This window comes from Zoogloea sp., assembly GCF_030157465.1.
Lineage (GTDB): Bacteria > Pseudomonadota > Gammaproteobacteria > Burkholderiales > Rhodocyclaceae > Zoogloea.
Genome location: NZ_JAOAUU010000079.1, coordinates 54,281 through 72,642, shown reverse-complemented (window position 1 = coordinate 72,642; position 18,362 = coordinate 54,281). Strand labels below are relative to the sequence as shown.

General features: G+C 65.4%; 19 protein-coding genes. 13 read left to right on the top strand and 6 right to left on the bottom strand.

The window, feature by feature from the left end:
• Window positions 1-149 precede the first annotated feature (149 nt).
• Both nadA and Q1W26_RS10515 read right to left on the bottom strand, forming a co-directional pair.
• Window positions 150-1,250, bottom strand: a complete 1,101-nt coding sequence (gene nadA, locus Q1W26_RS10520) for a quinolinate synthase NadA (RefSeq protein WP_300439527.1) — start codon at window positions 1,248-1,250, stop codon at window positions 150-152.
• Between the two features lie 16 nt (window positions 1,251-1,266).
• Window positions 1,267-1,719 carry a rhodanese-like domain-containing protein gene (locus tag Q1W26_RS10515; RefSeq protein WP_300439524.1) on the bottom strand — a complete coding sequence of 151 codons (453 nt, stop codon included), beginning with the start codon at window positions 1,717-1,719 and terminating at the stop codon, window positions 1,267-1,269.
• A 63-nt stretch (window positions 1,720-1,782) separates the two neighbouring features.
• Between Q1W26_RS10515 and Q1W26_RS10510 the strand changes: the two genes are divergently transcribed.
• From Q1W26_RS10510 to yacG, 11 genes are all read left to right on the top strand, one after another.
• Complete coding sequence (locus Q1W26_RS10510; RefSeq protein ID WP_300439521.1) at window positions 1,783-2,961, top strand: cation diffusion facilitator family transporter; 1,179 nt, start codon at window positions 1,783-1,785, stop codon at window positions 2,959-2,961.
• A gap of 199 nt (window positions 2,962-3,160) precedes the next feature.
• Window positions 3,161-4,570 carry a type I glutamate--ammonia ligase gene (gene glnA / locus Q1W26_RS10505; protein ID WP_300439518.1) on the top strand — a complete coding sequence of 470 codons (1,410 nt, stop codon included), beginning with the start codon at window positions 3,161-3,163 and terminating at the stop codon, window positions 4,568-4,570.
• A 160-nt stretch (window positions 4,571-4,730) separates the two neighbouring features.
• Window positions 4,731-5,210, top strand: coding sequence for a DUF4124 domain-containing protein (locus tag Q1W26_RS10500; protein WP_300439516.1), 480 nt, complete (start codon window positions 4,731-4,733; stop codon window positions 5,208-5,210).
• Window positions 5,211-5,280: 70 nt separating this feature from the next.
• A complete protein-coding gene (glnL, locus tag Q1W26_RS10495) occupies window positions 5,281-6,354 on the top strand; it encodes a nitrogen regulation protein NR(II) (RefSeq protein WP_300439514.1) in 1,074 nt (357 codons plus the stop codon).
• A 96-nt stretch (window positions 6,355-6,450) separates the two neighbouring features.
• Window positions 6,451-7,854: a nitrogen regulation protein NR(I) gene (gene ntrC, locus Q1W26_RS10490; protein WP_300439512.1), complete on the top strand. Its 1,404-nt coding sequence runs from the start codon at window positions 6,451-6,453 to the stop codon at window positions 7,852-7,854.
• A 221-nt stretch (window positions 7,855-8,075) separates the two neighbouring features.
• Window positions 8,076-8,840, top strand: coding sequence for a biotin--[acetyl-CoA-carboxylase] ligase (locus tag Q1W26_RS10485; protein ID WP_300439701.1), 765 nt, complete (start codon window positions 8,076-8,078; stop codon window positions 8,838-8,840).
• A complete protein-coding gene (locus Q1W26_RS10480; protein ID WP_300439510.1) occupies window positions 8,840-9,559 on the top strand; it encodes a type III pantothenate kinase in 720 nt (239 codons plus the stop codon). Before Q1W26_RS10485 ends, Q1W26_RS10480 begins: the two co-directional genes overlap by 1 nt.
• A gap of 73 nt (window positions 9,560-9,632) precedes the next feature.
• Window positions 9,633-10,388, top strand: coding sequence for an SPOR domain-containing protein (locus tag Q1W26_RS10475; protein ID WP_300439508.1), 756 nt, complete (start codon window positions 9,633-9,635; stop codon window positions 10,386-10,388).
• On the top strand, window positions 10,376-11,020 hold the full coding sequence (gene coaE, locus Q1W26_RS10470; RefSeq protein ID WP_300439506.1) for a dephospho-CoA kinase: 645 nt from the start codon (window positions 10,376-10,378) through the stop codon (window positions 11,018-11,020). Before Q1W26_RS10475 ends, coaE begins: the two co-directional genes overlap by 13 nt.
• 54 nt (window positions 11,021-11,074) lie before the next feature.
• Entirely contained in the window at window positions 11,075-11,830 is a 756-nt protein-coding gene (gene zapD / locus Q1W26_RS10465) for a cell division protein ZapD (protein WP_300439503.1), read from the top strand.
• On the top strand, window positions 11,830-12,036 hold the full coding sequence (gene yacG, locus Q1W26_RS10460) for a DNA gyrase inhibitor YacG (RefSeq protein ID WP_300439500.1): 207 nt from the start codon (window positions 11,830-11,832) through the stop codon (window positions 12,034-12,036). Before zapD ends, yacG begins: the two co-directional genes overlap by 1 nt.
• Before the next feature lie 74 nt (window positions 12,037-12,110).
• On the opposite strand, the gene Q1W26_RS10455 is transcribed toward yacG, so the two are convergent.
• Together Q1W26_RS10455 and Q1W26_RS10450 are read right to left on the bottom strand one after the other, a co-directional pair.
• Window positions 12,111-13,061 (bottom strand): Nudix family hydrolase, encoded by a 951-nt coding sequence (locus Q1W26_RS10455; RefSeq protein WP_300439497.1) that lies wholly within the window; start codon window positions 13,059-13,061, stop codon window positions 12,111-12,113.
• The gene (locus Q1W26_RS10450; protein ID WP_300439494.1) at window positions 13,058-13,921 is read right to left on the bottom strand and encodes an ATP-binding protein; all 864 of its coding nucleotides are present in this window, start codon (window positions 13,919-13,921) and stop codon (window positions 13,058-13,060) included. The genes Q1W26_RS10455 and Q1W26_RS10450 overlap by 4 nt, the downstream gene beginning before the upstream one ends.
• Before the next feature lie 393 nt (window positions 13,922-14,314).
• Here Q1W26_RS10450 and Q1W26_RS10445 point away from each other — a divergent pair, with 393 nt between their 5' ends.
• The gene (locus Q1W26_RS10445; protein WP_300439491.1) at window positions 14,315-15,355 is read left to right on the top strand and encodes a murein transglycosylase A; all 1,041 of its coding nucleotides are present in this window, start codon (window positions 14,315-14,317) and stop codon (window positions 15,353-15,355) included.
• A gap of 120 nt (window positions 15,356-15,475) precedes the next feature.
• Window positions 15,476-16,339 carry an EAL domain-containing protein gene (locus Q1W26_RS10440; RefSeq protein ID WP_300439488.1) on the top strand — a complete coding sequence of 288 codons (864 nt, stop codon included), beginning with the start codon at window positions 15,476-15,478 and terminating at the stop codon, window positions 16,337-16,339.
• Between the two features lie 70 nt (window positions 16,340-16,409).
• On the opposite strand, the gene Q1W26_RS10435 is transcribed toward Q1W26_RS10440, so the two are convergent.
• Together Q1W26_RS10435 and Q1W26_RS10430 are read right to left on the bottom strand one after the other, a co-directional pair.
• The gene (locus Q1W26_RS10435) at window positions 16,410-17,138 is read right to left on the bottom strand and encodes a DsbC family protein (protein WP_300439485.1); all 729 of its coding nucleotides are present in this window, start codon (window positions 17,136-17,138) and stop codon (window positions 16,410-16,412) included.
• Between the two features lie 40 nt (window positions 17,139-17,178).
• The gene (locus Q1W26_RS10430) at window positions 17,179-18,342 is read right to left on the bottom strand and encodes a UbiH/UbiF family hydroxylase (protein WP_300439482.1); all 1,164 of its coding nucleotides are present in this window, start codon (window positions 18,340-18,342) and stop codon (window positions 17,179-17,181) included.
• Between the last annotated feature and the right edge of the window lie 20 nt (window positions 18,343-18,362).

Here is an 18,362-nt window from a genome sequence, read left to right as displayed (position 1 = left end):
CAGCTCCCCATGAAAGACGGCGCCCGAAGCGCCGTCTTGAGTTTACTTCTTCGCGTGTGCCTTCTTTCGTGTGGCTGATCCAGCAAGGTGGCGGTTCTTGCCGCCAGGCCCGCCGCCCGGGTTTCGGGCGGGGCGTTTTCAGGCGGTTTTCAGGACACCGCGAGCATGCGCTGCAGGGCGATCCTGGCCAGTGTCGCTTCGTGCTCGGGAACGGTGATGCGGTTGACCACCTTGCCGTCGGCCAGGTTTTCGAGTGTCCAGGCCAGGTGCTGGGGGTCGATGCGCTGCATCGTCGAGCACATGCAGACGGTGGGGGCCATGAACTGGACGATCTTGCCCTCTGACTTCACCTCTTCGGCCAGGCGGTTCACCAGGTTGAGCTCGGTGCCGACCAGCCAGCGGGTGCCGGGGGCGGAATCCTTGATGACCTTGATGATGTACTCGGTGGAGCCGACGAAATCCGATTGGCGGCACACTTCAAGGGCGCTTTCCGGGTGCGACACGACGAGGCCGTCCGGGTACTGGTTGCGGAACTTGATGATGTGCGCCGGCTGGAACATCTGGTGCACCGAGCAGTGCCCCTTCCAGAGCAGGATGCGTGCTTTTTTGATCTGATCAAAGGTGAGGCCGCCGTATTCGAGGTCGGGATCCCACACCACCATTTCGTCGAGGGGGATGTCCTTTTTGAAACCGGTCCAGCGGCCCAGGTGCTGGTCGGGGAAGAACAGCACCTTTTCACGCTGGGCGAAGGCCCAATCGAGAATCACCGGGGCGTTGGTGGAGGTGCACACAATGCCGCCGTGCTCGCCGCAGAAAGCCTTGAGATCGGCCGCGGAGTTGATGTAGGTGACCGGAGTGATGATCTCGTCCGGCGTTTCGAGCACTTCGGTGAGTTCGCGCCAGCAGCGCTCGACCTTGGCCAGATTGGCCATGTCGGCCATCGAGCAGCCGGCCGCCAGATCCGGCAGGATGGCCTGCTGGTGGGGCTTGGTCATGATGTCCGCCACTTCGGCCATGAAGTGCACGCCGCAGAACACGATGTATTCGGCATCGGTTTCGGCGGCGAGGCGGGAGAGTTTCAGCGAGTCGCCGGTGATGTCGGCGTACTGGTAAACGTCGGCGCGCTGGTAGTGGTGGCACAGCAGCACGGCCTTGTCGCCGAGACGGGCGCGAGCGGCGCGGATGCGCTCATGGGCGTCGGCGTCGGCGAGGGCGTTGAAACGGTCGAAACTGATGGGAGCGACTTGCATCGGTGGTCCTTGGTATTCAGCCCTGGGTCCACGGCAGGTTGGCGTGGCGCCAGCCGCCGATCTTGTTGCGGTGTTCGTTGGCGTCCTTGTCGCCTTCGAAACCTTCCAGGATGTTGTAGGCGTTGGTGAAGCCCGAGGCCACGGCCAGGTTGGCGGCCATGTTGGAGCGGGCGCCGCTGCGGCACAGGAACATCACCAGTGCTTCGGGATCGACCTGGCGCTTGAGCTGGGCCAGGAAATGGGCGTTGGGCTCATTGCCGGGGTAGAGCATCCATTCGATTTCGACGGCGCCCGGCACGCGGCCGACCCAGTCCCATTCGGCACGGGTACGCACGTCGACGAGTTTGGCGCCGGGGGCGAGCTGCAGAACATCCCAGGCTTCGCGGGGCACAAGGGCTCCGGCGTAGGGGAGCTTCATGGCCCGTGCTCGTTCTTGCGCAAGGGCGAGGGTCTCGCTTAATTTTCCCATGGCGGACATCCGGCTAGAATGGCTAACTCGTGAGTATACCGCCGGCCTCCCGGCCTGCAAGCCATGTCTTTCGAAGCTTCTTCGCCGGTCGGCGCCGATGTCTCCCTCGATGCCGGTCGTGCCCGCCAGGCTCAGCGCGCCACCTGGGTCAGCATCGCCGTCAATGTGGTGCTGACCGTCTTCCAGATCGCAGTCGGCCTGTTCGCCCACGCCCAGAGCCTGGTGGCGGACGGCATGCACACGCTGTCCGATCTCGTCGGCGATTTCATGGTGATGTTTGCCAGCCGTCACGGCGCCAATCCTGCCGACGAACGTCATCCCTACGGCCACGGTCGCTACGAAACCGCCGCGTCGATGGTTCTCGGCCTGATCCTGTCCGGCGTGGGGGCCGGTTTCCTGCTGACGGCCGCCGCCCGCATGCAAAGCCTCGACGCACTGCCCGAGCTGCATCCGGCGGCGCTGTGGATGGCGCTGATCACCCTCGCCGGCAAGGAGGGCCTGTTTCGCTACATGCTGGCGGTGGCCCAGCGCCTGCGCTCGCCGATGCTGGTGGCCAACGCCTGGCACGCACGCGCCGACGCCGCCTCGTCGCTGGTGGTGGCGGTGGGCATCGGCGGCAGCCTGCTCGGCTATCGCTTTCTCGAGCCGCTGGCCGCGGCGCTCGTGGGCTTCATGATCCTGCGCATGGGGGCAATGCTGGCCTACGAGGCGCTGCGCGAACTCATCGATACCGGGGTCGATCCTGAGGAGGTGGCGAAGATCCGCGAAACGGTGATCGGCACCTGCGGCGTCATCGATGTGCATGATTTGCGCACCCGCCGCATGGCCCACCGCGTACTGGTCGATGCCCATGTGCGTGTCGATGCGCGAATCAGCGTGTCGGAAGGTCACCGCATCGCCGAGCTGGCCCGCGGCCGGGTCAGGGCCTCTCATCCGGACGTGCTCGACGTGCTGGTGCACGTGGATACCGAGGAAGATCACGCGGGCTCGGCCGGGCGCATCTTGCCGGGGCGGGCTGCGCTGATGAAGGAACTCGACGAGATTCTCGGCGACGACGTGCCGCAGGCCGCGCCGGCGGTTTTTCACTATGTCGGCGATCAGGTCGAGGCCGAGGTTTATCTGCCCTTTGACTGGTGTATCGACAGCGCTCGGCTCGAGGGCCTGCAGGAGCGGGTCAGGCGTCGTGTCGAAGCGTCGCCCAGCTGGGGGCGGATCGCATTGCTGTGTCGAATCGCACCATAGTGGTGCGTTCACGTATTGATGGCACCGAGTTGGTGCGATTTATTTTGCCGGCCGCCGCTTCGGGGCCTTGTGGCACAATGAGGTGTTTTGTTTTTCGTGCTGGCATGCTTTCTGCTTGCAGGTTTCGCAGACTGAATTGTCGTAACACCAAAATCTTTATCCACTGCGCAGCAGCTTCAACCCGTTAGGAGTGAGTTATATGACCCCGCAAGACGTCATGAAGATCGTCCAGGAAAACGAAGTCAAGTTTGTCGACTTCCGCTTCACCGACACCAAGGGCAAGGAACACCACGTTGGCGTGCCGGTCAGCGCTTTCGACGAAGACAAGTTCGAGAGCGGTCATGCCTTCGACGGCTCCTCGATTGCCGGCTGGAAGGGCATCCAGGCTTCCGACATGCTGCTGATGCCGGACCCCAACACCGCCTACATCGACCCGTTCTTCGACGAAACCACGCTGGTTCTGAGCTGTGACGTGATCGACCCCGCCGACGGCAAGGGTTACGACCGCGATCCCCGTTCCATCGCCAACCGCGCCGAGGCTTACCTCAAGTCCTCCGGCATCGGCGATACCGCCTACTTTGGCCCGGAACCCGAATTCTTCATCTTCGATTCCGTCGAGTGGAAAGTCGGCATGTCCGGCGCTTACCACAAGATCTTCTCCGAAGAAGCAGCCTGGTCCTCCGACCAGAAGTTCGAAGGCGGCAACACCGGCTACCGTCCCGCAGTGAAGGGCGGCTACTTCCCGGTTCCCCCGGTCGATTCGTTCAACGACATGCGTGCCGCCATGTGTCTGGCTCTCGAAGCCTGCGGCGTGCCGGTTGAAGTCCACCACCACGAAGTCGCAACGGCCGGCCAGAACGAAATCGGCACCAAGTTCGACACCCTCGTGCGTCGTGCCGACCAGACCCAGATCACCAAGTACATCGTTCAGAACGTTGCCCACCAGTACGGCAAGACGGCCACCTTCATGCCGAAGCCCATCGTTGGTGACAACGGTTCCGGCATGCACGTGCACCAGTCGATCTGGAAAGACGGCAAGAACCTGTTTGCTGGCAACGGCTACGCCGGCCTGTCCGAAACCGCCCTGTACTACATCGGCGGCATCATCAAGCACGCTCGCGCCCTGAACGCCATCACCAACCCGCTGACCAACTCCTACAAGCGCCTCGTGCCGCACTACGAAGCTCCTGTGAAGCTGGCCTACTCCGCGAAGAACCGTTCCGCTTCGATCCGCATTCCTTTCGTTAATAGCGAAAAGGCCCGTCGTATCGAAACCCGCTTCCCGGATCCCGGTGCAAACCCCTACCTGTGCTTCGCCGCGCTGATGATGGCTGGCCTCGACGGCATCCAGAACAAGATCCACCCGGGCGATCCCGCCGACAAGAACCTCTACGACCTGCCGCCGGAAGAAGACGCGCTCATCCCGACCGTCTGCTCCAGCCTCGAACAGGCCCTCGAGGCCCTCGACAAGGATCGCGAGTTCCTGACCCGTGGTGGTGTGTTCAGCAATGACTTCATCGACTCCTTCATCGCCCTCAAGCAGGAAGATGTGAACCGTCTGCGCATCGAAGTGCACCCGGTTGAGTTCGAGATGTACTACGCAATCTGATCTTTCGGTCAGAGCCGGTCAGCGTGCTGGCCGGCCTGTGCGTTACTCAAGGACGGGCTTCGGCCCGTCCTTTTGTTTTTTGTGTCGGGGCTGGCTGACGTTTGTAATCGTCCGGCGTCGCCTCTAAACTGTTTGCCGCCCTTGCCTGCCCGTGCCGACCATGAATACACGCATTCTCCTGTTGCTGGCCACACTGCTGTGCTCCCCGCTCGCGCGGGCGGACGTCTATAAATGCGTCGATGAGGCCGGTCACGTCACCTACACCAACAGCAAGATCTCCGGGAAGGGCTGCAGCACCCTGGCTCGTGACCAGGCGGTTTCGTCGGTGCCGGGTGGTCCGCGCCCCGCGGTGGTGGGGTCGCCCCAAAATGGTGCATCGTCTGGTGGTGCCGGCTTTCCCCGGGTGGATACGGGCACCCAGAGGGCGCGCGATAGCGACCGCCGGCGCATTCTCGAAGGCGAGCTGAGCGCCGAGCAAAAAAGCCTGGATGCCGCCCGCAAGGAGCTTGATGAGCAGCAGCTGTCCCGCTACGCCAACGGTGCCGCGGGGGGAGATCGCCTGCAATCCGGCAAGGACAAGGTCCAGCTCCATGAGCGCAACGTCGAGGCGCTCCGGCGCGAAATCGGCAATCTGCGCTGAAGTCTGATGTCCAGGCGCTGGAAACGGCGCTTTCTGCTGGTGTGGTCTGCTTCTTGCATGGGCCCTGGGTATGCAAAACGACCAGCCTGAAACCACCCCTTCCGCTTTCTCCGGCCTTGAGTTGCTGTCCTCGGCAGTGGTGCTGGTTGACGATCAGCTCGTCGTCCGATATCTCAATCCCGGAGCGGAAAACCTCTTTGCGGTGAGCCGCCGCAAAACCGTCGGCTACGCGCTGGGTCGCCTGCTTGGGGAGCCGGCCGGGCTTGCCGGTGCGCTCAACAACGTGCTTCGCGACAACTGGAGCTACACCAGTCACAACCTTACCGTGACGCGCCCGGGCCTCGAGCCCCTGCACCTCGATTGCACGGTGACGCCGGTTGAATGCGCGGATGCGCGCCTGCTGCTCGAGATTCGTCCGATGGATGCGCAGCTCAAGGTGGCACGCGAGGAGCAGCTCGCGCACCAGCAGCAGGCGAACCGCGAGCTGATCCGCAATCTGGCCCACGAAATCAAGAACCCCCTCGGTGGCATCCGCGGCTCGGCCCAGTTGCTCGAGCGCGAACTGGATGATCCGGAGCTGCGCGAATACACCCAGGTCATCATCGCCGAGTCTGATCGCCTGCAGGAGCTGATGAACCGGCTGCTCACGTCCCACCGGATGATGCAGCCCACCCAGCTCAACCTGCATGACGTGCTGGAACGGGTGCGCCGCCTGATCCTCGCCGAATTCTCGTCCGTCCAGGTGCGCCGCGACTACGACACCAGCCTGCCCTACATCACCGGTGACCGGGAGCAGCTGATCCAGGCGATTCTCAACATTGTTCGCAATGCCGCCCAGGCCATGCATGGCGTCGGTGAAATCGTGCTGCGCACCCGGGCCGCCCGGCAGGTCACGCTGGCCAAGCGCCGATTCAAGCTGGCATTGCAATTGCAGGTGATCGACAACGGCCCCGGCATTCCGGACGACATCCGCGACAAGATCTTCTATCCGCTGGTGTCCGGCCGCGAAAACGGCAGTGGCCTGGGCCTGTCGCTGGCGCAAAGTTTCGTCGAGCAGCACCAGGGCGCCATCGATGTGGATTCCCGCCCCGGCCGAACCTGTTTCACGGTATTCCTCCCGATCTCGCGGGAAGCGGATGCCTGATGTGCTACAACTTAGTGCACCGTTTTGGTGCGTCGGTGCCGGAGTGCGCTCCAGAACCGATTTTTCTCCCGTTTCACTTTTGTGCGCGTGAATGACATGAATGCTGTATGGATAGTTGATGACGACCGCTCGATCCGCTGGGTGCTCGAGAAAGCCTTGACGCGGGAAGAGATTCCATACAAGAGCTTTGGCGCGGCGGCCGAGGTGCTGGCGGCGCTGGAGGGCACCACGCAGCCGCCACAGGTGCTGGTGTCGGATATCCGGATGCCCGGCGAGTCGGGCTTGTCGCTGCTCTCCAAGGTCAAGGCGCGCTTCCCGCACATTCCGGTCATCATCATGACCGCCTTTTCCGACCTGGACAGCGCGGTGTCCGCTTTTCAGGGCGGGGCTTTCGAATATCTGCCCAAGCCCTTCGACGTGGATCAGGCCGTCGATCTCGTGCGACGCGCCATCGAGGAGAGCGTGCATCAGACCGGCGTCGTGGAAGAGCTGAGCTCGGTGCCTGAAATTCTGGGTCAGGCGCCGGCCATGCAGGAGGTTTTTCGCGCCATCGGTCGCCTGTCCCAGTCCCATGCCACGGTGCTCATCAACGGCGAATCCGGCTCCGGCAAAGAACTCGTGGCCCGTGCGCTGCACCGCCACAGTCCGCGTCGCGACGCGCCCTTCATCGCCATCAACACGGCGGCGATCCCCCGTGATCTGCTTGAATCCGAGCTCTTCGGCCATGAACGCGGCGCCTTTACCGGCGCCCAGACGATGCGTCGCGGCCGTTTCGAGCAGGCCGAAGGCGGCACCCTGTTTCTCGACGAAATCGGCGACATGCCGGCAGAGCTGCAAACCCGCCTGCTGCGCGTGCTGTCCGACGGCAACTTCTACCGGGTAGGCGGGCACCAGCCGATCAAGGCCAACGTGCGGGTGATCGCCGCCACCCACCAAAACATGGAAGACCGTGTGCGTCAGGGGCTGTTTCGCGAGGATCTGTTCCACCGCCTCAACGTCATCCGCCTGCGCCTGCCGCCGCTGCGCGAGCGTCGCGAAGACATTCCGCCGCTGGCCAAGCATTTCATTTCCCTGTCGGCCCAGGAACTGGGCGTCGAGGCCAAACGCCTGTCCGACGCAACGCTGAAATACCTGCAGAGCCTCGACTTTCCCGGCAACGTGCGGCAGCTCGAAAACCTGTGCCACTGGCTCACCGTCATGGCGCCGGGGCAGACGGTCGAGGTGGCCGACCTGCCGCCCGAACTCAAGGATCAGCCCACCCGCGAGCACCTCGCCAACTGGGGCGACGCGCTGATGGCCGAAACCGACCGCATGCTGGCCCTGCACCCGGGTGAGGTCTTCGACATGCTGAGCCGCGATTTCGAACGTATCCTGATTCGGCGCGCCCTGACCTCCACCGGCGGGCGCCGGATCGAGGCAGCGCAACTGCTCGGCATCGGCCGCAACACCATCACCCGCAAGATCCAGGAGCTTGGCCTGGAAGACCCCGAAGCCCACTGAGCGGGTCGATAAGCTGCAGCGCGCCCCCGCAATCCTGCGAGGGCGATGCTCGTCACGGTTTTTCGGCCCTTGCGACCCCTTCGCTCCTTTCTGACCCAGCATTTGATAGGGCTGGCTGTTCCGGACTCCCGCCTTCTTCCGCCATAATTACCGATTCGTTTCAACCAGTCGGGTATTGATTCTTGGACCATTCCGATTACGAAGCCCTCGATGCGGGGGGCGTGGCGGAGGCGCTGGGGGAGTTGGCCGGTGTGTTTTCGCTGGAAATCCTGCCGGAGTGCGATTCCACCAACAGTCGGCTGCTCGACAATCCGCCGCCGGACGACGGCCGCGTTCACGTGCTGGCGGCTGAGCGGCAGACGGCCGGGCGCGGTCGGCGCGGTCGGGTGTGGCAGTCGTGGCCAGGGGCCGGGCTGACCTTCTCGGTGCTGTGGCGCTTTACGCCGGCGGCCCACGTGCCGGCCGGGCTGTCGCTGGTGGTGGGTCTGGCCGTGGCCCGGGCGCTCGAAGAGCTGGGTGTCGAGGGGGTTGCCCTCAAATGGCCGAATGACGTGCTGATTCAGGGCAAGAAGCTCGCCGGGATTCTCGTCGAGCTGAGTTCGGGCCGCGGGCGCGGGCTGGCGGCGGTGATCGGCATCGGCATCAACCTGCGCATGCCGGCCGACGCGGCGGTGGATTACCCGACGGGCGTCATCGATCTCGCCAGTTGCCTTGCCTCGCCGCCGAGCCCCAGCCGGCTGCTGGGTCTGGTGCTTGCCCAGCTCCAGCGTTTCCTCGAAATCTACGCCAGCGCCGGATTCACCGCCCTGCGCGGTGCCTGGCAGCAGCGCAACGCCTTTGCCGATCTGCCGGTGCGCATCCTTGGCGAGGCGCATGAACTGACCGGCACCTGTGTCGGCGTCGATGACGACGGCGCCCTGCTGCTGCAAACGCCGGAGGGCTTGCGCCGGGTGCTTTCCGGCGACGTTTCCCTGAGGTTGGCCTGATGGATTTGTTGCTTGACGCAGGCAACACACGCCTGAAATGGGGCCTGCACGACGACGCCGGCTGGCATGCCCAGGGCGCGGTGCTGCTCACCGCGCTCGATGGTTTTGCCGATGTGCTCGCCGGGCTTGGCCCGATTCGCCGCATGCTCGGCGCCAATGTGGCGGGGCCGGCGGTCGGTGGGCGGATCACGGCCTTCATGGCCGCCCGCGGGCTGGCGGCTGAATGGATCAAGTCGCATCCGGAAGGTTTTGGCGTGCGTAACAGCTATCTCGATCCGGCTCGCCTCGGCGCCGATCGCTGGGCCGCGCTGGTCGGGGCTCGCGCCCTGCACGCCGGGGCGGCGCTGGTGGTGACGTCCGGTACCGCCACCACCGCCGATGTCCTCGACGCCCACGGTGTTTTCCAGGGTGGAGCGATCCTGCCGGGCCTCGATCTGATGCGCATGTCCCTGGCCCGCGACACGGCTCAGCTGCCCTTTGCCGACGGCCGTTTCGAGCAGACCCCGCGGCGTACCGCCGACGCCATCGTCACCGGATGCCTGCACGCCCAGCTCGGGGCCATCGAGCGCATGTTCCGGCTGGTGGCGGCCGGGGAGGGCGCGCTGTGCCTGCTTAACGGCGGGGCTGCCGCAAGCCTGGCGCCGCACCTCGAATGTCCCCACCGGGTCGTCGACAACCTGGTGCTCGAAGGGCTTGCCCGTATGCTCAACGATTTGTGACCTAGCGTTTCGGCCTGCCTCGCGGGCATTCGGTGCCTTTTCCCGTCGATCGTGATGGGTTAGTCTTGCGGACATGGCCTCTTTACGTGTAGCAGTCATCGCCCTGGTTTTTGCCAATATCCTTGCCCTGGCCATCTGGAAGGGTTGGCTCGGCGGCAGCGTTTCCCATGGGGAACCCGAGCGGCTGAGCAACCAGCTCAATCCGGAAAAAATCCGCCTGGTGGTCGAGCTGCCCCATCCAGTGGCTCAGCCCGTGGTGGCGCCCGCGCCGCTGGCCGAATCTGTGCCGCCGTCCGTGCCCGTTGCCGATGCCGGGAAACCCGCCGCACCGGCACCTGTCCCCGCACCTGTCGCGCCAGCCCCTGAGGCCGCACCGCCGGCTTGTGTGGCCTTTGGCGGCCTCAGTTCGGAGCAGGCGGCCGAGCTTTCGGCGCGAATCGCCAAGGCCGGTACCGGCTTCCGGATCGCCGAGAGCCGCAGTGGCGCACCTTCGTCCTGGTGGGTGCACATCCCGTCGCTGGGAACCAAGGAGGGCGCCGAGCGCAAGGCGGCTGAACTGCGCAGCCTGGGCGTGGCGGATCTGTTCATCGTCCAGGATGCCGGCCAGAACCAGTACGCCATTTCCCTCGGACTCTTCAAGAGCGAAGTGGCTGCCGGGCGCCAGCTGGATGCGCTGAAGGGCCGGGGCGTGCGCAGTGCCCAGATCGCCACCCGCGGGGCGGGCGCGCTGCGCGTGGAAGTGCGTGGGCCGAGCGACAGCCTGTCTTCCCTCGCCAGCGATCTTTCCGAAAACATGCGCGGCGCCAGCCGCTTCGAATGCGCCCCATGACCGCTTCATCGAGCAAGTCTCCCTTCGTTGTCGGCCTGACCGGCGGTATCGGTAGCGGCAAGAGTGCCGCAGCCGATCTCTTCGGCGAGATGGGCGCCGCCATCGTCGACACAGACCTGATCGCCCACCGGCTCACCGCGCCCGGTGGTGCCGCGATGGGGGCGGTCGAGGCGGCTTTTGGTAGCGGAGTGGTGGCCGCCGACGGTTCCCTCAATCGCCCTGCCATGCGTGCGCTGGCCTTCGAAGACCCGGCTGTCCGCCAGCGCCTGGAAGCCATCCTGCACCCGATGATCCGTAGCGAAAGCGAGCGCCTGTGCCTTTTGGCCGAGGCGCCTTACGTGATGCTGGTGGTGCCGCTGCTGGTCGAATCCGGCAGCTACCGCAAGCGGGTTGCGCGCCTGTGTGTCGTCGATTGTCCCGAGGAGGTCCAGGTGGCGCGGGTGATGCTCCGGAGCGGGCTGGAGGAAAGCCAGGTGCGTGCCATCATGGCCGTCCAGGCCAGTCGTGCCGTGCGCCTGGCCGCCGCTGACGACGTGGTGGATAACAGCGGCAGCCATGCGCAGCTGCAGGAGCAGGTCGCTGCCTTGCACCGGGGCTACCTTGAGCTCGCGGCGCGGGCGGGGGGCGTGTGATATGATTCGCGCCGGTTAGACCGACACATTCCCACCCCTCATTCAGGCGCGCGCGTGATCACCTACGAATATCCGCTCAACGAGAGGATCCGCACGCTACTCCGGCTGGAAGACCTTTTCGAAAAGGTCATGCATTTTGTTCGGGCGGAAGGCTCTCTCGAACACCATGTCGCCCTCGTCACCCTGTTCGAAATCCTCGAAGTAGCGAGCCGCGCCGACCTCAAGGTCGACCTGGTCCAGGAACTCGAACGCCAGCGCCAGATTTTGCTGTCCTTCCGCAACAATCCGCAGATTTCCGAAGAGGCCCTGTCCGGCGCGCTCTACGAAATCGAGCAGGCCTCGGCCTCCCTGCTCGCCATGGCGGGCAAGACCGGGCAATACCTGCGCGAGAACGAGTGGCTGATGAACATCCGCAGTCGCGCGGCGATTCCCGGCGGCGCCTGCGAGTTCGACCTGCCGTCCTATCATCATTGGCTCAACCGTGACGTGGAACTGCGTCGCCGTGACTTGATGGCCTGGGTTCAGCCGCTGCTGCCGATCCGTGACGGCCTGGCCATCGTGCTGCGACTCCTGCGCGCCAGCGGCCGGCCGGAAACCCTGCTTGCCGTGCGCGGTGCCTTCCAGCAGACGATGGGGGGGCGCACGGTGCAGATGATCCGCATCCGCCTCAACGGCAGCGCCATGTGCGTGCCGGAAACCAGCGCCAACAAGTACGCCCTCAACGTCCGCTTCATGAACGCCGAAACCGTGACCCGCCCGGGGCAGGTGGACGTGGACGTGCCCTTCGAACTGACTTTCTGCAATCTGTGATGGAAACTCCGGCAAAACCCCGTGTGGTCAAGTGCCCGACTTGCGGCTCCGGCGTCGAATGGGGGCCGCAAAGCCCCTATCGGCCGTTTTGTTCCGATCGCTGTCGTTTGATCGATCTGGGTGCCTGGGCCACCGACCAGTACCGGGTGGCGGGCGAAGCGCCTCTCGACAACGAAAGCGATCCGCTGGCCTCGGGGCCGCATTAGCACCCGCCGGATTTCAGCTGCATTTCAGCTGAAAAGCGCCTCGCCGCATGAAACGGCCAGGCGCTTTTCTTTTGTCAGCCCTGCCAGATCGACCGGATCGCCGCGATGCCGTGAGCGCCAGCCGTTTTGGCGTCGGTGAGATCGCTTGCGGCAAGCCCGCCCAGTGCAAGAACCGGCAGTGGCAGCTGGCCGATCATCCCGGCGAAAGCCTCCCAGCCCAGTGGCGCCCGTTCGGGGTGGCTGAGGGTTGGCTTGACGTTGCCGAGCACGGCGTAATCGAACCCGAGGGCGGCGGCTTTTTCCAGTTCGGCCCGGTTGTGGCACGACGCACCCACCCACTCGAAATCCGGCCGTTCATCCAGCGCCGCCAGCCGGCAGGCCGGCAGGTGAAGGCCGTCGGCCCTGGTGCGGCGGGCCAGCTCCATGTCGTCATTGACCACCACAAGGGCGCCGACGGCACGGCAGCGCAGCACGACGGCTTCGGCGAAGGCGGTGCGCTCGTCTGCCGCCAGGCCCGCTTCGCGGATCTGCACGAGGCGCAGTCCGCCGGCCAGCGCGGTGTCGAGGCGGGCCAGCTGGGCGGCGACGCCGATCTCGCCGGCGTGGGTGATCCCCATCGTGCGCGGCAGGCGCAGGGCCTTGAGGATGGGGCCATTGGCCGGAAGCATCGGCTCCACCGTCATTGCGTCGGCGCGCTGCCAGCTCAGGGCCGCATGCACGTGGTCGCGGATTTCGCCCTTCCAGGCCGGCACCTCGAAAAAATGCAGGCTGACGTGGGCGTGCTCATAAACGTGTTCGCGGGTGATCCACGGGTAGGCCGCTTCCACGTCCATGCCGAGCTCTTCGTCGAGTTCGCGGATGAGCGCCGCCCGCGGGGTTTCACCCGCTTCGACCTTGCCGCCGGGAAATTCCCAATAGCCGGGGTAGAAGGTGTCGGGCGCGCGCTGGCCGAGCAAAAAGCTGCCATCCGGACGGGTAATCACCGCGGCAGCCACGTGGACGATTTTTCTTTGCGCCGCGCTCATGCCTCGAACCGTCCGGCGTAGTCGCGGGCGAACTGCCAGGCTACCCGGCCACTGCGGGAGCCGCGCAGCAGCGCCCATTGCAGGGCTTCGCCGCGGGCGTTGGCGGCCGCGTCAAGGGGGACGCCGAATTCGCCCAGCCAGTGATTGACCACCGCCAGGTATTCGTCCTGGCTGAAGGGGTAGAAGGAAATCCACAGGCCGAAGCGTTCGGAGAGCGAGATTTTTTCTTCCACGGCCTCGGCGGGGTGAACCTCGCCGTCCTTGTGTTTGGTGGCCGCGTTCTCGTCGAAGTATTCGGGCATCAGGTGGCGGCGGTTGGACGTGGCGTAGATCAGCACGTTGTCCGGCACGGCGGCGAGGGAGCCGTCGAGCACGCTCTTGAGCGCCTTGTAGGCCGGCTCGCCGTCTTCGAAGGACAGATCGTCGGTGAACAGGATGAAGTGTTCCGGGCGGCCTTCGAGCAGGTCGACGATGTCGGGCAGATCGATCAGGTCGTCCTTGTCCACTTCGATGAGGCGCAGGCCGTCGGCGGCGAACTCATTGAGCAGGGCCTTAACCAGCGAGGATTTTCCGGTGCCGCGGGCGCCGGTCAGAAGCACGTTGTTGGCGCGTTTGCCGGCCAGGAACTGGCGGGTGTTGGCAACGATGCGTGCCTTCTTCTCGTCGATGTCCTGCAGGTCGTCGAGGCGGATCTGGTGGGGGCGCAGCACCGGCACCAGGGCCACCGCGTTGTGCTTGCGACGCCAGCGGAAGGCGGTCGAGGCGGCCCAGTCTGGGGCGGCGGCTTCGGCCGGGAGGAGGCGTTCGAGGCGTTCGAGCAGGCGCTCGGCGCGGGCGAGGAGCGGGGTCAGGTCAGTCATGGGGGGAGTCATCCGTATCGTTTTTCTTCGGGCTGCGCAGTGCCAGGCCAAGGATGGCGAGCAGCACGGCGACAAGGCCGAGTTCGAGGCCGATCAGCCACATGGAAGCGTCCTTTGCAGGCCCGGGCCGGCGGGCCGGTGGTTATACTCGGGCGGCTAATGATTGCAGGCTGCGAGTGTACCCCATCCATGTTGCCCACTTTTCGTCCCCGGATTCATCCGTCCCGCGTTCCCGTTTTTGCATCGATGCTGCTCCTGGCCGCCTGCGCAAGCGCGCCCCGGCCGGTCAGTGAGCCGCCGTGCCCGAACTGCAAACCGGCCGTACCTGCCGCCCCGGCGGCTACCGCGCCTGCTCCAGGTGGTGCCCCGGCACCGCAGCCCCTGGCGCGCCCCTTGCAACAGGCGGCCTGGGCCGATCTGCCCGGCTGGGGGAGCGACGCATCCGACGAGGCCTGGCCGGCTTTTCTCGCCTCGTGCCGGGCGCTGGCCAGGCAGGCTGCGTGGCAGCCGGTGTGCGAGGCGGCGCGTGGCGTGGGCGAGCGGCCGGGCGCGGCTGCTGCGCGTGCTTTCTTCGAGTCGCGTTTCACGCCGTGGCGGGTGGTGAACGCCGACGGCAGCCGGGAGGGCCTGGTCACCGGCTATTACGAGCCCTTGATCAAGGGCAGCCGGAGCCGTTCGAAGGCTTATCCGTGGCCGGTGCTGGGCGTACCGGACGATCTGCTCGGCATCGACATGGGCGATGTATTCCCCGATCTGAAGGGGCAGCGCCTGCGCGGCCGGCTGGTCGGCAACAAGGTCGTGCCCTATTACTCGCGGGCCGACGTGGCGCGGCTGGCGGACAAGTTTGTCGGCAAGACCATTCTTTACGCCGAGGACGCGGTGGAATTGTTCTTCCTGCAGGTGCAGGGCTCGGGCCGGGTGCAGCTGCCCGACGGCAGCGTGGTGCGCCTGGCCTACGCTGATACCAACGGCCATCCCTATCAGTCGATCGGTCGCTGGCTGGCCGACAAGGGTGAGCTGCGGGTCGAGCAGGCGTCGATGGAAGGCATCAAGAGCTGGGCGCGGGCAAATCCCGGTCGCCTCCAGGAAATGCTCAATGCCAACCCGAGCTATGTGTTCTTTCGCGAAGCGCCCAGTTCGGCCGGCGGGCCGGTGGGGGCCCTGGGCCAGCCGCTGACCGAGGGGCGCAGCATGGCGGTGGACCCGCGCAGCATTCCGCTGGGGGCGCCGGTTTTTCTTTCCACCACCCACCCCAGCAGCTCCCAGCCACTGCGCCGCCTGATGCTGGCCCAGGATACCGGCAGCGCGATCAAGGGCGGAGTGCGCGGGGATTTCTTCTGGGGCTTCGGTGCCGAGGCGGGGGCAATGGCCGGCAAGATGCGTCAGAAGGGCGAAATGTGGGTGCTGTGGCCGCGGGATCAATTGCCACGATAGCCTGAAGGCATCCAATCGTAGTTTTGTAATAAGTTTTGCGTAAATTCATGGTTTGCCTGCACGGGGCCTCGCGCTAGCGTGCGAAGCTCGCGTCATCGTATTTGACGTCGGCAGCCCCGCATGACCATGGAGACCATTGTGCCCCTTACCGAACTCGTCCATTACTTCAACAAGCGCAATCGCCTTGCCCGCGGAGCGACTGGCGAGGACGAATTCGGGATTGTCGACGGGCGGGTGCAGGCGCGTTTTCGCGGACGCATGCTGGGTACGCTGTTCCAGCCCGTGGTGGAGCAGAGCGGGCGGGTGCTGGGCCACGAGGCGTACTTGCAGGTGCTGGAGGGCGAGGGGCTGGGCTTGCCGGCCCAAGCGGTTTTTCTCGACGCGCGCGACGATGAGGAGCTGGTTCATCTCGACCGGGTGGCGCGCACGCTGCACGCGCTCAATTTTCTGCTGGAGCGGGAGCAGCAGGGTGGATGGCTGTCCCTCAACGTTCATCCGCAGTTGATCCGTGCGGTGCGCGATCATCACGGCCACGTCTTCGAGACGGTGCTGTCGCGCTGCGGGTTGACGCCGGAGCGCATCGTGCTGGAGCTGACCGACGACGGTTTCGAGAGCCTGCCGAGGCTGGCAGGGGCGATTGCGGAGTACCGGGAGCGGGGCTACCGCGTGGCTATCGACAACTTCGGCCGCCATTCGTCCGACCTCGAACGCCTCGAGACGCTGGCGCCGGATATCGTCAAGCTCGACCGCAGCCTGATCGGTCACGCCGGTCACCTCAGCCTGGCCAAGCGCGTGATGACGGACATGAGCGAGGAACTTCACGGCCTCGGCCTGACGGTGGTCAGCCAGTGCATCGAGAATCCGCTGCAACTTCAGGTGGCCCGGGATGCCGGGGCTGACTGGTTGCAGGGCAATCTGGTCGGCCGCCCGGCCCTGAACTGCCTGCCGGTGATCCGGCCGCGACGTCCGCGCGAGGCGGCCTGAAGCCCGGCCTGCGTTGAAAATAAAATGCCCGCATCAAGCGGGCATTTTTGCAGGGGCGGTCGGTTCTTGCCTATTTGCCGGCGGCGGCCTGGTTCATGGCCTGGTCGAGTTGGGCAAGTGGCACGGCGCCCGGCAGGCGGTTGCCGTCGGCGGTAAAGATGGTCGGCGTGCCGCTGACCTTCATCTTCTGGCCGAGGGCGACGTTCTTGTCGACGGCGCTGGTGTCGCAGCCGGCCGCGGCGGCCGGCGGCACCTTGCCGGCGGTCATCCAGTCGTTCCAGGCCGCGGCCTTATCCTTGGCGCACCAGATGTTCTTCGATTTTTCGGTCGAATCTGGGCTGAGGATAGGGTAGAGGAAGGTGTAGATGGTGGCGTCCTTCAGGCCCTGCAGATCCTTGGCGAGGCGCTTGCAGTAGCCGCAGTTGGGATCTTCGAAGCTGGCAATGACGCGCTTGCCGTTGCCGCGCACCTGCTTGATGGCCTGGTCGAGGGGCAGGGTGGCAAAGTCGATCTTCATCAGCTGGGCCATGCGCGCCTGGGTGACGTTCTTGCGCGTTTTGGCATCAATCAGGCTGCCGTCGATGATGAAGCTGACGGTGCCGTCGGTGTAGAGCAGTTCGCCCGACTTGAGCACCACTTCGTAAAGCCCGCCGTAGGGGGTTTTCTTGACGCTTTCGACGGCCGGAGCGTTGAGGAAGCCTTCGAGGTTTTTCTTGACCGAGGCTTCATCGGCCGCGTGGGCGACGCCGGCTGCGAGAAAAAGGGTGGCGAGCAGCGAGCGTACGAAGGGGAATTTCATCCGGGATCTCCAGGGTGTGGCGGATTTCAAAAAACGGGGTTCAGAAGCGGCCGGCGATCGCGTAGCGGACCAGCGCGTTACGTAGGACCGGCAGGCGATTGGTGAGGTTCAAGCCAAGGTTGCGCAGGCCCGACAATAGCGGATCGGCGGGCTTGAACAGGCGGTTGAGGCCGTGGGTGGTGTATTGGAGCAGGGCGGTTTCCTCGGCGCGGGCGCGGGCGTAGGCGCGCAGCACCGGCAGTTCGCCCGGATCGCGCCAGGCAGGCAGCGCAGCTAGCTGCCCGGCGAGGGCGCGGGCGTCCTGGTAGCCGAGGTTGATGCCGTGGCCGGAGAGCGGATGAATGGCGTGGGCGGCGTCGCCGATGAGGGCGAGACGCGGCTGTACGGCGCTGTCGACGCGCATCAGGCGCAGCGGGAAGGCGGCTGCCGGGGTGACCGGCGTGAGGGCTCCGAGGCGCTGTTCGCCGGCTTCGGCAACCTTGGCGCAGAGGGCCTCGGGCGACAGGGCGACGAGTTCGTCGGCCAGCGCATCCGGCGCCGACCAGACCATCGACATGTGCTGCTCGGGCAGCGGCAGGTAGGCGAGCACGCCGTCTTTGCGGAACCACTGGAAGGCGGTGTCGCGGTGGGGCTTTTCGCAGCGGAAGTTGGCGACCACGCCTTTTTCGCCGTAAGGCGTGTTGCGTGCGCCGATGCCGGCAGCCTGGCGTACCCACGAATCGCGACCGTCGGCAGCAACGATGAGCCGCGCCTCGATGCGCCGGCCGTCGCTCAGCGTGAGGTGGGCCGCGCTGTCGTCAATGGCAAGGGCTGCGGGCGAGGCCGGGCAGATCAGGGTGACGTTGTGCTGGCGCTTGATGGTTTCCCAGAGCTCCTGCTGCATCAGGCTGGATTCGACGATCCAGGCCAGTTCGCGCAGGCCGCTGTCGTAGGCCGAGAAATCCAGCCTTCCGCCGGCATCTCCATGGATTTCCATGTCGTAGACCGGCGCCATGCGGGCGGTGTCGAGATGCTGCCAGATGCCGATGGCGGACAGGAATTCGACGTTGGCCGGGCTGATGGCGTAGATGCGCGGATCCCACCCCGCCGGGCGGGACGGGGGGCGGGCTTCGATGATGCCGATCTTTAGAGTGCTGCCGCGCAGTGCGGCGGCGAGGGCGGCACCGGCAAGCCCGGCGCCAACGATGAGTACATCGAATTTCATGGGGGATCTCCTGCGCCGGG